Raw genomic sequence first — 13,739 nt, 5'->3', positions numbered from 1 at the left:
ACGCACCCCCGAGTGCGTTCCGCGGGGCCGTCGTCGTGGGCCCGTGGACGCACGGGGGCGGCGACGGGGTCTCCCACCGACCCCCACCGCGCCCCACCGTCCACAGGTGGCCCCACCGGGACTGCACACGAAGGCCATGGAGCACTAAGGTCGACATGTCATCTGATCACACCCACGACCCATCCTGAGCGGGACATGTCTGAACTGTCGAGCCCCCACGGCTCCTGGCCATCACCCATCAGTGCCGGTGACGTCGCCCGAGGAGTGCGCCAGATGGCGTACCCCTCCGTCCTGGGCGAGGAGGTCTGGTGGGAGGAGTACCGACCAGGGGAGGAGGGGCGCACCACGCTCGTGCGCCGGGACGCGGACGGCACCGTGCGCGACCTGCTCCCCGCCCCGTGGAGCGTGGGCACGAGGGTGCACGAGTACGGCGGCCGCTCCCACCTGCCGGTCCCCCGCCGTGACGACAAGGCCATCGCCCGGGTGGGCGTGGTCTTCGCCAACGCCGAGGACCAGCGCCTCTACCTGCTCGAACGCGGTGCGAAGGACCCGGTCCCGCTGACACCCGAACCCGAGGCGCCCGGGGCCCTGCGCTACGCCGACCCGGCGCTGGGCGCCGACGGCCGGCAGCTGCTGTGTGTGCGGGAGCAGCACGTCGACGGCGGCGTGCGCCGTTCCATCGTCGCGGTGCCGCTCTCGGGGCGGGGCGGGCACGACCCGTCCGCGATCCGCGAGCTGGTCTCCGGCGCGCACTTCTACGCCTCCCCCACCGTCTCACCGGACGGCACCCACCTCGCCTACGTACGGTGGAACCATCCGAGGATGCCCTGGGACGGCACCGAGCTGCGGGTGGGCGAGCTCACCGAGAACGGGCTGCTCGGGGAGTACACGCTCAAGGGCGGCGTGGACGAGTCCGTGCTCGCCCCCGTCTGGGCGGACGACTCCACACTGTACGTGGCCTCGGACTGGCCGGGCTTCTGGAACCTCTACCAGGCGGGTCTGAAGGGCCAGGCCATCGCGCTGTACCCGGCCGAGGAGGAGTTCCACTCCCCGCCGTGGCGCCTGGGCGAGCGCTGCTTCCGACTGCTGGACGACGGTCGGATCGTGACCCTGCACGGTGACACCGCGATGCGGCCGAGCGTGTACGACCCGGACACCCTCGACCTGGAACCGGTCGGCACCGACCTGACCGCGTGGTCGCACCTGGACTCCGACGGGACCAGCGTGGTGGCCCTCGCCGCCTCGGCGGACACCGCCCCGTGCCTGGTGCGGCTGGACCCGGACCGCCGCACGGTGGAGGTCCTCGTGGGCTCCGACGTGCCGGTGGACCCCGCGTACCTGCCCGTTCCCCGCACGGAGACGCTCCCCGGCCGCTACGGGGCGACGGTGCACGCCAACGTGTACCCGCCCACCAACCCCGAGGTCTCCTCGGAGGGTCCGGCCCCCTACGTGGTGTGGGCGCACGGCGGCCCGGTGGGGCAGGCCTCGCGCTCGCTGGACCTGGTCAAGGCCTACTTCACCAGCCGTGGGATCGGCGTCGTGGACGTGGACTACGGCGGTTCGACGGGCTACGGGCGCTCCTACCGCAAGCGCCTGCACAAGCAGTGGGGCGCGGTGGACGTCGAGGACTGCACCGCCGCCGCCCGAGCCCTGGTGGAGCAGGGGCTGGCCGACCCCGAGCGTCTGGCCATCCGGGGCCCGAGCGCGGGCGGACTCACGGCCCTGCTCGCCCTGACCGGTGACACCTTCGCCTGCGGGGTGTCGTACTTCGGTGTCACGGACCTGCTGGGGCTGGTCAAGTCCACCCACGACTTCGAGTCCCGCTTCACGGACACGCTGGTGGGCACCCTGCCGGGGTTCGTGGAAACCTACCGGGAGCGGTCACCGATCAACCGGATCGGTGAGATCACGGCCCCCGTACTGCTCTTCCAGGGTCTGGAGGACCGGGTGGTCACCCCGGACCAGGCGACCCGCATGGCCACGGGGCTCAGCAGGCGGGAGGTGCCGTACGCGCTGCTGGAGTTCGAGGGTGAGGCGCACGGCTTCCGGTCCGAGGCCGCGCGCGTTCGCACCCTGGAGGCTGAGCTGGCCTTCTACGCGGGGGTCTTCGGTTTCACGCCGGACGTGGCCCCGTTGGAGCTCACCACCGATCCTCCCGCGCCGCGCGAGGAGCCGGAGGACGATCTCCCCGTCGTGGAGCAGCTGCCCGAGGTGACCCCGGAGGCCGGTGTGACCGCCGTGACCGGTGAGCCCGTGATCCGGGAAGCCACGGAACCGTCCTGATCGCCGTGCGGCCCCGGTCGGGGCGGGCCGAGTGAGGCGCGCTGGGACGGGCTCTGGGGCGTGTTTCCCGGATCGTTCCGCGGCGCTCGCGTCGCCACGCTGCCTCTCGCCGCGCCGATGAGGCCCGGACGGCCAGACCCGGTCGGGCCCCGCTGTGCGAGCCCGCGTCCAGCGCACACGACGGCGGCCCCACCACCACCGGCGAAGGCACCCGCACAGGCACGCCCTAGCCGAGGCGGGCGAGGAGGTGGGCGTCGAGGAAGCCGCGTTCGGAGGCCGGATCGTGGAGCAGTCGGGCCACCACGGTGAACCCGGCCCCGGTCAGCAGCCCGGCGAGCCGGTCCGCGGGCCAGCTGTGGGCGGGTGCCACCCTGTGGTCGAAGCGGATCGTCTCCGGCCCGTCCGTGGCGAAGAACGAGACCAGCAGCAGTCCCCCTGTGGTCAGGACGCGCGCCTGCTCGGCCAGAAGCGCGGGCAGCTCCTCGGGCGGGGTGTGGATCATCGAGTAGTGGGCCAGCACGCCGCCGAGCGCGCCGTCCTCGACCGGCAGCGCCTCCATCCGCGCCTCGTCGAACCGCAGGGACGGGTACGCCCGCCGCGCGTGCTCGACCATGGCCGGGGAGAGGTCCAGGCCGAAGGCGTCCAACCCCAGGTCGTCCAGCATGGCCGTCAGATGCCCGGGACCGCAGCCGACATCGGCCGCCCGTGGGTTCCCCGTCCCGCGCACCAGCTCGGCGAAGGTGCCGATCATGTTCCGCGCGAACGGTTGGGTCTCCAGCCGACCGGCGAACAACGACGCGTACAGTTCGACGACCCCGTCGTAGGCCGCCCTGGTCCGGTCCTGGTGCTCCGTCATGGGAAGGGAAGCTAGCATCCGCGCGTGGCCCGCGTCGCGCGGGCCGTCGCTCCCCGCCCCCGCCCACGCTCACGGCGACCGGGGCCGTTCCGACCCGCGTCCCGTGGGGACCGGTGCGCCCGAGGGCGGCCGGCACGGCGTGATCACCCGCCGGAACCCACGTCGCACGGATGAGCGCACCCCCGAGCGGGCGGCTAGAGGTCGGGGTGGTCCAGGTCGGCCTCCAGGCCTTCCTGTTCCATCTCCTCGCGCACGATGCGGTAGGACAGACCGCCCGGGTAGCCCTTGCGACCCAGGACACCCAGGGCGCGGCGGATCCGGGACTCCTTGTCCTTGCCACGACTTCCGCGCAGGCTCTTGCGGGCCAGGGCGCGGGCCGCCTCCTGCTCGTCCTCGTCGCTGACCTCGGAGACCGCCTCACGGACGGTCTCCTCCTCCACTCCCCGGGTGCGCAGTTCCTGGGTCAGGGCCCGGCGGGACAGGTGTCTGCCGTGCTGCCGGGAGGAGACCCAGGCCTGGGCGAAGGCGGCGTCGTCGATCAGCCCGGCCTCGTCGAGGCCGTTGAGGACCTGTTCCACCACCTCGTCCGGGTACTCCCTGCGGTGCAGGGAGCGTTCCAGCTGGGCACGGGTGCGCGGGGAGTGGGTGAGCATCCTCAGGACCAGGTTCCTGGCCTTGTTCTCGAGGTCCGCTCCGGGTCTCCCGCCCGGAGCGGCCTCCTCGTCGGCGCTCACCGGGTCGGCCTCGGCCGCTCCGGCGCGGTCGGCTGACCGGCGCCCCTCACGCATCCGGGGCGGCGGCCTTGGTGGTCTTGGCGGCGGCCCGCTTGGCGGGCGCCTTGGGCTCCTCGACCTTGACCGGGTCGGTCTTGGCGGGCTCCGCGGGGCCGGAGGCGCTGTCGTCACCCTGTCCGGGGATGCCCAGCTTCTCCTTGATCTTCTTCTCGATCTCCTTGGCCACGTCCACGTTCTCGCGCAGGAAGTTGCGGGCGTTCTCCTTGCCCTGCCCGAGCTGGGTGCCGTCGTAGGTGTACCAGGCACCGGACTTGCGCACGATGGCGTGCTCCACGCCCAGGTCGATGAGGCTGCCCTCACGGGAGACGCCGACACCGTAGAGGATGTCGAACTCGGCCTGCTTGAAGGGCGGCGCGACCTTGTTCTTGACGACCTTGACGCGGGTGCGGTTGCCGACCGCGTCGGTGCCGTCCTTGAGCGTCTCGATGCGACGCACGTCCAGGCGGACCGAGGCGTAGAACTTCAGCGCCTTGCCACCGGTGGTGGTCTCCGGCGAGCCGAACATGACGCCGACCTTCTCGCGGAGCTGGTTGATGAAGATCGCGGTGGTGCCGGTGGAGTGCAGGGCACCGGCGATCTTGCGCAGCGCCTGGGACATGAGCCGGGCCTGGAGGCCGACGTGGCTGTCGCCCATCTCGCCCTCGATCTCGGCGCGGGGCACCAGGGCCGCCACGGAGTCGATCACGATGATCGAGACGGCGCCGGAGCGGATGAGCATGTCGACGATCTCCAGCGCCTGCTCACCGGTGTCCGGCTGGGAGAGGAGGAGGTTGTCGGTGTCGACGCCGATCTTCTTGGCGTACTCGGGGTCGAGCGCGTGCTCGGCGTCGACGAAGGCGGCGATGCCGCCCATCTTCTGGGCGCTGGCCACCGCGTGCAGCGCGACGGTGGTCTTACCGCTGGACTCGGGGCCGTAGACCTCGACGACCCGGCCCTTGGGCAGGCCGCCGATACCCAGGGCGACGTCCAGCGCGATGGCGCCGGTGGGGATCGCCTCGATCGGCGGACGGTCGTCGTCCCCCAAGCGCATGACGGAGCCCTTGCCGAACTGCCGCTCGATCTGCGCGAGCGCTGTTTCGAGAGCCTTGTCTCGGTCTCCAGATGCCACGGGATTCCCCTGTTGGGTTGATGCCTTTTTCTTCATGATGCGCATGACGCTACGCGGTCGGTACGACAATCGCGACGCTCGGCGTCCGCCCGTCGAGAACCCAGACTACCCGAACTCATGTTCGAAATCCGGTGCGAACCCCTGGCGTCCCGGTTTTTACGCGGGCTTGGCGAAGGACGGGTCAGCGCACGGAGGCGGGAAGGTCGAACGCGTCACACACGGCCCGCCACACCTCCTTGGCCGAGATCCCGTCGGCCAGCGCCTGGTTGACCGTGCGGGAGCCGAGCTTCTCGATGACGTAGTCCTTGGCCAGGCTGTCCGCGTAGGCCTCGCCGAACTGGGCGTGCATGTTGTGCCAGAAAACAGTGAGTCTCATCGGCCCCAGTATGAGTGACCGGAGGGAGCCGGTGGGACTCGTCCACAGGACGGGTTCCACCGGGTCCCGGGCACCGGGTGTCCTGCGCCGATCTGTCGGCCCCCTTGGGCAGACTGGTGCGATGAGCGGAGCGACCGACCCCCTGGCACCCTTCGGAACGGCGACCCGGACCTGGTTCGGACGGGCCTTCCCGCACGGTCCCACGGCCGCCCAGACCGAGGCCTGGCGGACGATCGCCTCCGGCCGCGACACGCTGGTGGTGGCGCCGACCGGGTCCGGCAAGACCCTGTCGGCCTTCCTGTGGTCCCTGGACCGCCTCACCCACGCCCCCGTGCCGACGGACCGGACGAGGCGCTGCCGGGTCCTGTACGTGTCACCGCTCAAGGCGCTCGCCGTGGACGTGGAACGCAACCTCCGCCAGCCGCTGGCGGGGATCGCGGCCGCCGCCGAGCGCGGCGGGGAGGCCCTGTCCCCGGTCACCGTGGGGGTGCGCACCGGCGACACCCCGGCCCAGGAGCGGCGCCGGATGGCCACCCACCCGCCGGACGTCCTCATCACCACGCCCGAGTCGCTCTTCCTGGTCCTGACCTCCCGGGCGCGCGAGGGACTGGCGGGGGTGGAGACGGTCATCGTCGACGAGGTGCACGCCCTGGCCGGGACCAAGCGCGGCGCCCACCTGGCGCTGAGCCTGGAGCGCCTGGCCGCCCTGCTGGACCGCCCGGCCCAGCGGATCGGCCTGTCCGCCACCGTGCGCCCGCGCGAGACCGTCGCCTCCTACCTGACCGGAACCGGTGGGGGCACCCCCGGTGCGGGCGCCGTGATCGTCGCACCGCCGGACACCCCGCGCATGGACCTGCGGGTGGAGGCGTCCGTCCCCGACCTGGACGAACCCGGGAGCCCGCCCGCCACCGCCGAGGGCCTGCCCCCGGACCCGCGCGCGGGCAACACCATGAGCCGGGGCTCGGTGTGGCCGCACATGGAGCGCCGGGTCCTGGACCTGGTCGAGGCCAACCGCTCCACCATCGTGTTCACCAACGGCCGCCGTACCGCCGAGAAGCTGTGTGCCCGGCTCAACGACCTCCACGCCGAACGCGTCGACGGCGGTCTGCCCGGTGAGGAGGTCGCCGCCCAGGTGATCGGCCAGTCGGAGCAGAGCCGTGGCGGTGCCCCGGTGATCGCGCGCGCCCACCACGGGTCCGTGTCCAAGGCCGAGCGGGAGCTCATCGAGGACGACCTCAAGGCGGGGCGGCTGCGGTGTGTGGTGGCCACCTCCAGCCTCGAACTCGGGGTGGACATGGGCGCGGTGGACCTGGTGGTCCAGGTGGCCGCTCCCCCGTCCGTGGCCAGCGGCCTCCAGCGGGTGGGCCGCGCGGGTCACCAGGTGGGTGAGACCTCGCGCGGGGTGTTCCTGCCGCAGTACCGGGGCGACCTGCTGGCGACCACCGTGGTGACCGAGCGCATGCGCGCGGGCGGGATCGAACGGCTGGAGATGCCGAGCGACCCCCTGGACGTGCTGTCACAGCAGGTCGTGGCGATGGTGGCGATGGACGACTGGACGGTGCCCGAGCTGGCGGCGCTGGTGCGCCGGGCGGCGCCCTTCGCCCGCCTGAGCGACGCGGTCCTGGAGTCGGTGCTCGACATGCTGTCGGGCCGCTACCCCTCGGACGAGTTCGCCGAGCTGCGCCCGCGCCTGGTGTGGGACCGCGACGAGGACGTGCTGCGGGCCCGGCCCGGCGCCCAGCGGCTGGCGGTGATCAGCGGCGGCACCATCCCGGACCGGGGCATGTACGGCGTGTACCTGGCCTCGGAGTCGTCGAGCAGGGCACCGACGCGTGTCGGTGAGCTGGACGAGGAGATGGTGTACGAGTCGCGGGTGGGCGACGTGTTCGTGCTGGGTTCGACCTCGTGGCGTATCGAGGCGATCACCGCCGACCGCGTGATGGTCTCCCCCGCCCCGGGCAGGCCGGGCCGGATGCCGTTCTGGAAGGCGGACGCCCTGGGGCGCCCGGCGGAGCTGGGCCGGGCGGTGGGCGCAATGACCCGCGAGCTGGCCGATCGCGACCGGGTCGCCGGGCGCGAGCTGGCCACGGAGGCCGGGCTGGACGGCTGGGCCGCCGACAACCTCGTGGAGTACGTGGCCGACCAGCGGGAGGCGACCGGGAGCGTGCCCGACGACCGCACGGTGGTGATCGAGCGCTTCCGGGACCAGGTGGGCGACTGGCGGGCGGTGGTGCACTCTCCGCTGGGTGCCCGGGTGCACGCCCCGTGGGCGCTGGCGATCGCCGGGCGCGTGCGGGAGCGGTTCGGCACGGACGCGCAGGTGGTGCACGGTGACGACGGGATCGTGCTGCGGCTGCCGGACGTGGAGGCGGGCGGCCTCCTGCGGGCGGGTGAGCTGACCGACCTGGTGTCGTTGGACCCCGGGACCGTGGAGGCCGTGGTCACCGACGAGCTCACCGGCTCGGCGCTGTTCGCGTCCCGGTTCCGTGAGTGCGCGGCGCGGGCGCTGCTGCTGCCCCGCCAGCGCCCGGACCGGCGGATGCCGCTGTGGCAGCAGCGGTTGCGCGCCCAGCACCTGTTGTCGGTGGCGGGCCGGTACGGGTCGTTCCCGATCGTGTTGGAGACGGTGCGGGAGTGCCTGCGGGACGTGTTCGACGTGCCCGCGCTGGCCGAGGTGCTCACCGACGTGCGGGCGCGGCGGGTGCGGGTGGTGGAGGTGGAGACCCCGCAGGCCTCACCGTTCGCCCGGTCGCTGCTGATGGAGTACACGGCGGCGTTCCTGTACGAGGGGGACGCGCCCGCCGCCGAGCTGCGCGCGCAGGCGCTCACCCTGGACCCGTCGCTGCTGGCGGACCTGTTGGGCAGCGCGGACCTGCGGGAGCTGCTGGACCCGGAGGTGGTGGAGCACACCGACGCCCTGTTGCAGCGGATCGCCGCGCCGGTGCGGGACCTGGAGGGCGCCGCCGACCTGCTGCGGGAGGTGGGGCCGCTGACCACGGCCGAGGCGGCCGAGCGGGGCGCGCGGCGGGAGTGGCTGGAGGAGCTGGAGGGTTCCGGCCGCGTGGTCCGGATGCGGGTGGCCGGGGCCGAGCGGTGGTGCGCGGTGGAGGACGTGGCCCGGCTGCGTGACGCCCTGGGCGCGGAGCCCCCGCCCGGTGTCCCGGAGGTGTTCCTGGAGCCGGTGGCGGAGCCGCTGGTCGACCTGGTCTCCCGGTACGCGCGCACGCACGCGCCGTTCACCTCGGCGCGGGCGGCCGCGCGGCTCGGGTTGGGGCGCGACACGGTGGAGGGTGCCCTGCGGGAGCTGGCGGGACGCGGACGGGTGGTCAGGGGCGGGTTCCGGACCGGCGGCAGCGGTACCGAGTGGTGCGACGACGACGTGCTGCGCCGTCTGCGGCGGGGTTCGGTCGCCCGGCTGCGCAGGGAGGTCGAGCCGGTCGAACCACGGGCGCTGGCCCGGTTCGTGCCCCTGTGGCAGCGTGCCGTCCCGGACGCGCGACTGCGCGGCCCCGACGCGGTGTTCGAGGCGGTGGAGTCGTTGCGCGGGACGGCGCTGGTCGCCTCGTCGCTGGAGTCGACGGTGCTGCCCGCCCGGGTGGAGGGCTACTCCCCGGTGTCCCTGGACGCGCTCACGCAGGCCGGCGAGGTCGTCTGGGCGGGGACCGGGTCGCTGCCGGGCGAGGACGGCTGGCTGGCGCTGGCCCCGGCGGACGAGGCCCGGCTGCTGCTGCCCGATCCGGTCCCGCCGGAGGAGGGTTCCCTGGCCGAGACCGTCCTGGAGGTGCTGCGGGAGGGCGGTGCCCTGTTCTTCCGGGACGTGTCCGACCGCGTGGCCCGTGCCCTGGGCGGGGCGGTGGTCTCCGACGCGGACCTGGTGGCGGCCTTGTGGCTCCTGGTGTGGTCGGGGTGCGTCACCAACGACACCCTGGCCCCGCTGCGCGCCGCGCTGGGTGCGGGCCCCGTCACGCGCCGGGGCTCCTCCCGTGCCCGGCACCGTCCGGTGATGCCGACGCGGTCCGGTCCTCCCACGGCGGCGGGCCGCTGGTCGGCGCTGCCGGTGCCCGACCCGGACCCGACCCAGCGCACGCTGGCGCGGGTGGAGGCCCGGCTCGAACGGGACGGGCTCCTGCTCAAGGGGCAGCAGGGCCGGGGCATCTCGTCGGACGAGTACCGGGTGCTGCGGTCCATGGAGGAGGCGGGGCGGGTGCGCCGGGGGTACTTCGTGGAGGGGCTGGGCGGGGCGCAGTTCGCGCTGCCCGGGGCGGTGGACCGGTTGCGGGCGCTGTCCGGTGAGGATCCGGGCGGTCCGACCCCGCCCGTGGTGCTGGCCGCCACGGATCCGGCCAACCCGTTCGGCGCGGCGCTGTCCTGGCCCGCGGGCGCGGCGGGTGTGGAGGCGTCCCACCGGCCGGGACGGGTCGCGGGCGCGCTGGTGGTGCTCGACGGCGGCCGCCCGACCCTGTTCGTGGGCCGGGGCGGGCGGTCGGTGCTGACCTTCGGCTCCACCCCGGCGCTGCTGGAGCGGGCCGCCCGCGCGGTGGCGGAACTGGTGGACGCGGGCGGGGTGGAGTCGCTCACGGTGGAGCGGGCGGACGGCGCGGAGGTCTTCGGGACCCCGGCGGACACCGCGCTGGTCGCGGCCGGGTTCCACGTCACCCCGAAGGGGCTGCGTCTGCGCCGCTGAGCGCGGCACGGCGGTGGGACCCCTGACCGAGCCGCGTCATGGTGCGAGGATCAGCCTCGACCACACGCACCCTACGCAGGAGGTGGCCTTGCCACTCGTGATCCGTCCCATGGAGCCGGGGGACACCGACGCCCTGGTGGAGGTGTCCCTCGCCGCGGACACCCTCTTCGCGGAGGCCGGGCTGGAACTCCCGCCGGACGATCCCCGGGAGATGCTCGACCACGTGGAGCGGGTGCTGGTGGCCGTCACCGACCAGGGCGTGTGCGGTCTGGCCGCCACGGTCGTCCTGGACGGGGCCGTCCACCTCGAACAGCTCGCCGTGCACCCGGACCACGGGCGGCGCGGGATCGGCGGGGCCCTGCTGGACGCGGTGTGCGCCCACGCCGAGGAGGACGGGTACGACCGGGTCACCCTCACCACCTTCCGGGACCTGCCGTGGAACGGCCCCTGGTACGGGCGCCGGGGCTTCGAGGAGCTCCCTCGGGAACGGTGGGGCCCCGAGCTGGAACGGCAGTGGGAGGTCGAGGAGGAGGCGGGGATCATGGTCCGGCCCAGGATCGCGATGGCGCGGCCGCTCGGGCGCGGCTGACCGAGGGCGTTCCGCCCCGGAGGGCCACCTTCGCTTTCGTCGCGCTTCGCGGTGTTGAGAGGATGGGGTCATGCACCCCACCGATCCCTCGGACCCCTCCGGCCCGACCGCCGACCTCAGCCAGACCTCCCCGCGCGGATCGGTCGGGCGTTACACGTTCCTCGGCGAACTGGGCAGCGGGGCCATGGGGACGGTGTGGCGGGCCCACGACACCGGGCTGAACCGGGAGGTCGCGGTCAAGGAGGTCCACCTCCCCCACGACATGCCGCCGCGTGAGCGCGAGCGCGCCCGGGCCCGGATGGTGCGCGAGGCCCAGGCGGCGGCGCGGGTCTCCCACCCCTCGGTGGTGACCGTGCACGACGTCCTGGACGAGGGCGGCGTCACGTTCATCGTCATGGAGCTGCTGGACGGTGAGTCACTGCGGGACCGGCTCCGGCGTACCGGGCCCCTGTCCGAGGACGAGGTGGAGCGGATCGCCCGACCGCTGCTGGGGGCCCTGTGGGCCGCCCACCGGGCCGGGGTGATCCACCGCGACGTCAAGCCCGCCAACATCATGCTGAGCGAGGGCGGTGCCCGGCCGGTCCTGACCGACTTCGGGATCGCCAACCTGCCCGACCACGAGGGCACCGCGCTCACCGGGACCGGGACCATCCTCGGCACGGCGGCCTACGCGGCTCCGGAGCGGCTGGAGGACGACGAGACGAGCGCGGTCTCGGACCTCTGGAGCCTGGGCGCCACCCTGTTCGCGGCGCTGTCCGGGGAGTCCCCGTTCAAGCGGGACACGCTCACGGGGACCCTCACGGCGGTGCTCACCCAGCCCGTTCCCCCGGTGCCCGCGCGTGGACCGGTGGCCGCCGTGGTCGCCGGGCTGCTGGTGCGGGACCCCCGGCGGCGCCTGCTCCCGGAGCGGGCGCTGGAGCTGCTCGACGCGCCCGCTCCCACCGCCTCGGCACCCCGGGTGTTCGCGGTGGCACCGCCCACCGCTCCGGTGGGCGACTCCCGGCGCTCCCGCGCCCCGCTGTGGATCGGCTCCGCCGTGCTCGCGGGGGTGCTGGTGCTGGGCTGGTTCACCGTCCCGGCCCTGTTGGCCGACGGGGACTGGAACGAGGCGGAGGCCCAGCTCACCGAGGAGGAGCCGACCCCCGAGCCGAGCGGTGCCCCCTCCGACGCCGAGGGCGCGTCCGACACGCTTCCCGAGACCCTCTCGGACGACGCGCCCGAGGGACACGTCCGCCTCGGGGACGGCGTGGTGGGGCTGGTCATGCCGGAGGACTGGACGGTGCGCGACGGGGACCTCCAGGGCGGCGGCGAGTCAGCCACCCGGCTGGCCTCGTACGACCTGGTCACCGGTGACGAGCACGGGTCCGTCACGGTCGTGGCCACCGAGTACGACTTCCTGGTCCGCGACGCCGAGGGCGCCATGGTGCGGATGGAGGAGCTGCTCCAGGAGGACGAGGACTTCAGCGACGTCCGGCAGCAGCGGCTGGAGACCGAACAGCTGGAGGGCCGCCTCCAGAGCGCCGTCTACGAGGTGCTGTTCCGCCACGAGGAGCGCGAGTCGCCGGACCGGTGGATGTTCACCCGGGAGATCACCGACGAGAGCCGGGGGATCTCCTACCGGATCAGCTTCAACTTCCCGGCCGACCTCCGCGAGGAGCGCCAGGACGAGTTCCAGGCCGTCATCGACTCCTTCGGCCCCGACACCGGGAACTGACCCCACCGCGCGCGTCCACGTCCCGCCGGGCGCGACCACGCCCGCGCGCCCCGGCGGGTGAGGTGCCGGGGCGCGGAGTCGGTGGGGGACGGGGGTTCAGACGGTGGAGGAGAAGACCTCGTCCCGGGCGCGTTCCAGGGCGTGCAGCAGGGCGCCCCGCACCACGGGGCTGCCCTCGACGGTGCCCATGGCCACCTCGGTGACGTTGGGGGCTATCCGCGCGGTGGCCGCCTGGACCCGCTCCGCGAGCTTGGGGCCGCCCGCCTTGGCGACGTCGCCGCCCAGGACCACCAGGCCCGGGTCGATGATGACGCTGACCGCCGCCACGCCCCGGGCGAGACGGTCGGCGAAGGCGTCGAGGAACGCGTCGCTCTCGGGAGTGTCACCGGCCGAGGCCGCGGCCACGACCTCGGTGACGCCGTCGCCGGGGATGCCGTGCTCGGCGGCGAGCTGGACCACCTGCTTGGCCTTGACCAGTGCCTGGAAGCCGTGCGGCAGCTCCCGGTCCCCCTGGGCCAGGTGGGATTCGTAGCTCCCGGTCAGGCCCACGTCGACCGGCATGGGGGCGCCGGGCACCGGCAGGTAGCCGATCTCCCCCGCGCCACCGGAACGGCCCCGGAGGATACGGCCGTCGATCATCGTGGACATACCGACGCCGCCCGCCGCGCTGAGCCAGATGAGCACGAACTCGTCCGCGCCCTCGGCCGCGCCCTCGGAGTACTCGGCCAGCGCCGCCAGGTTGACGTCGTTCTCCAGCATGACCGAGCGCTTGAGGTCGCTGCGCAGGGCCTCCAGGACACCCTCGTGCCAGGACATGAGGTCGAAGGAGAACCGGATGTCACCGGTGCGGGGGTCGACGACACCGGGGGTGCCGATCACGCAGGCGCGGACCTTGTCCAGCGGCACCTCGGCGGTCTCGGCCAGGCGCATCACGGCGGTGTGCACCAGGGCGACGGGATCGTCGGAGGCGCTGGGGTCGACCGTCACCTCGCTGATGACCCGGCCGGTGATGTCCGCGATCGTGGCGGTGACCCGTCCCGCGCTGACGTCGAGCGCCGCCACGTAGGCGCTCTCCGGGACGACCGCGTAGAGGGCCGCGTTGGGCCCCCTGCCCCCCGCCTGGCTGCCGACGACCCGGACCAGGTCGCGTTCCTCCAGACGGGAGAGGAGCTGGGACGCCGTCACCTTGGACAGGCCCGTCCTCGTGCCGAGTTGGGTCCTGGTCAACGGACCGCCGGACAAGAGGAGTTCCAGTGCCGCGCGATCGTTGAGCTGGCGCAGCAGCCGGGGAGTCCCCGGACGTTGAGACATAACCGTGACACCTCACCCTGTTTT

9 protein-coding genes are annotated in these 13,739 nt (G+C 73.7%); 4 read left to right on the top strand and 5 right to left on the bottom strand.

Annotated elements, in window-relative coordinates; all coding sequences use genetic code 11:
* Positions 1–195 precede the first annotated feature (195 nt).
* Entirely contained in the window at positions 196–2,283 is a 2,088-nt protein-coding gene (locus ACRWK8_RS16685) for a S9 family peptidase (RefSeq protein WP_378737041.1), read from the top strand.
* Between the two features lie 226 nt (positions 2,284–2,509).
* Here ACRWK8_RS16685 and ACRWK8_RS16680 read toward each other — a convergent pair whose 3' ends face one another.
* From ACRWK8_RS16680 to ACRWK8_RS16665, 4 genes are all read right to left on the bottom strand, one after another.
* Positions 2,510–3,139, bottom strand: a complete 630-nt coding sequence (locus tag ACRWK8_RS16680) for a class I SAM-dependent methyltransferase (RefSeq protein ID WP_378737044.1) — start codon at positions 3,137–3,139, stop codon at positions 2,510–2,512.
* Positions 3,140–3,333: 194 nt separating this feature from the next.
* A complete protein-coding gene (locus ACRWK8_RS16675) occupies positions 3,334–3,927 on the bottom strand; it encodes a regulatory protein RecX (protein ID WP_378737046.1) in 594 nt (197 codons plus the stop codon).
* Positions 3,920–5,041 (bottom strand): recombinase RecA, encoded by a 1,122-nt coding sequence (gene recA, locus ACRWK8_RS16670; RefSeq protein ID WP_378737048.1) that lies wholly within the window; start codon positions 5,039–5,041, stop codon positions 3,920–3,922. The genes ACRWK8_RS16675 and recA overlap by 8 nt, the downstream gene beginning before the upstream one ends.
* A gap of 181 nt (positions 5,042–5,222) precedes the next feature.
* The gene (locus tag ACRWK8_RS16665; RefSeq protein WP_378737050.1) at positions 5,223–5,417 is read right to left on the bottom strand and encodes a DUF3046 domain-containing protein; all 195 of its coding nucleotides are present in this window, start codon (positions 5,415–5,417) and stop codon (positions 5,223–5,225) included.
* A 121-nt stretch (positions 5,418–5,538) separates the two neighbouring features.
* On the opposite strand from ACRWK8_RS16665, the gene ACRWK8_RS16660 reads away from it, so the two are divergent.
* From ACRWK8_RS16660 to ACRWK8_RS16650, 3 genes are all read left to right on the top strand, one after another.
* The gene (locus ACRWK8_RS16660; protein ID WP_431871355.1) at positions 5,539–10,101 is read left to right on the top strand and encodes an ATP-dependent helicase; all 4,563 of its coding nucleotides are present in this window, start codon (positions 5,539–5,541) and stop codon (positions 10,099–10,101) included.
* Positions 10,102–10,210: 109 nt separating this feature from the next.
* The gene (locus tag ACRWK8_RS16655; protein ID WP_378737605.1) at positions 10,211–10,690 is read left to right on the top strand and encodes a GNAT family N-acetyltransferase; all 480 of its coding nucleotides are present in this window, start codon (positions 10,211–10,213) and stop codon (positions 10,688–10,690) included.
* Positions 10,691–10,760: 70 nt separating this feature from the next.
* Positions 10,761–12,404: a serine/threonine-protein kinase gene (locus tag ACRWK8_RS16650; RefSeq protein ID WP_431871353.1), complete on the top strand. Its 1,644-nt coding sequence runs from the start codon at positions 10,761–10,763 to the stop codon at positions 12,402–12,404.
* A 96-nt stretch (positions 12,405–12,500) separates the two neighbouring features.
* Here the strand turns inward: ACRWK8_RS16650 and ACRWK8_RS16645 are convergent, their stop codons facing one another.
* Positions 12,501–13,715, bottom strand: a complete 1,215-nt coding sequence (locus ACRWK8_RS16645; RefSeq protein WP_378737056.1) for an ROK family transcriptional regulator — start codon at positions 13,713–13,715, stop codon at positions 12,501–12,503.
* Positions 13,716–13,739 lie beyond the last annotated feature (24 nt).

Source organism: Nocardiopsis eucommiae (assembly GCF_965344335.1).
GTDB classification, from domain to species: Bacteria; Actinomycetota; Actinomycetes; order Streptosporangiales; family Streptosporangiaceae; genus Nocardiopsis; species Nocardiopsis eucommiae.
Note: the sequence above shows the minus strand (reverse complement) of the source record. Positions and strands in the feature narration are given on the sequence as shown.

Bases quoted from the DNA above. Each gene is read 5' to 3' on its own strand.
- ACRWK8_RS16675 (WP_378737046.1), bottom strand. From the start codon at position 3,927: ATGCGTGAGGGGCGCCGGTCAGCCGACCGCGCCGGAGCGGCCGAGGCC.
- ACRWK8_RS16650 (WP_431871353.1), top strand. From the start codon at position 10,761: ATGCACCCCACCGATCCCTCGGACCCCTCCGGCCCGACCGCCGACCTC.
- ACRWK8_RS16685 (WP_378737041.1), top strand. From the start codon at position 196: ATGTCTGAACTGTCGAGCCCCCACGGCTCCTGGCCATCACCCATCAGT.
- ACRWK8_RS16660 (WP_431871355.1), top strand. From the start codon at position 5,539: ATGAGCGGAGCGACCGACCCCCTGGCACCCTTCGGAACGGCGACCCGG.
- ACRWK8_RS16680 (WP_378737044.1), bottom strand. From the start codon at position 3,139: ATGACGGAGCACCAGGACCGGACCAGGGCGGCCTACGACGGGGTCGTC.
- ACRWK8_RS16655 (WP_378737605.1), top strand. From the start codon at position 10,211: ATGGAGCCGGGGGACACCGACGCCCTGGTGGAGGTGTCCCTCGCCGCG.
- ACRWK8_RS16645 (WP_378737056.1), bottom strand. From the start codon at position 13,715: ATGTCTCAACGTCCGGGGACTCCCCGGCTGCTGCGCCAGCTCAACGAT.
- ACRWK8_RS16665 (WP_378737050.1), bottom strand. From the start codon at position 5,417: ATGAGACTCACTGTTTTCTGGCACAACATGCACGCCCAGTTCGGCGAG.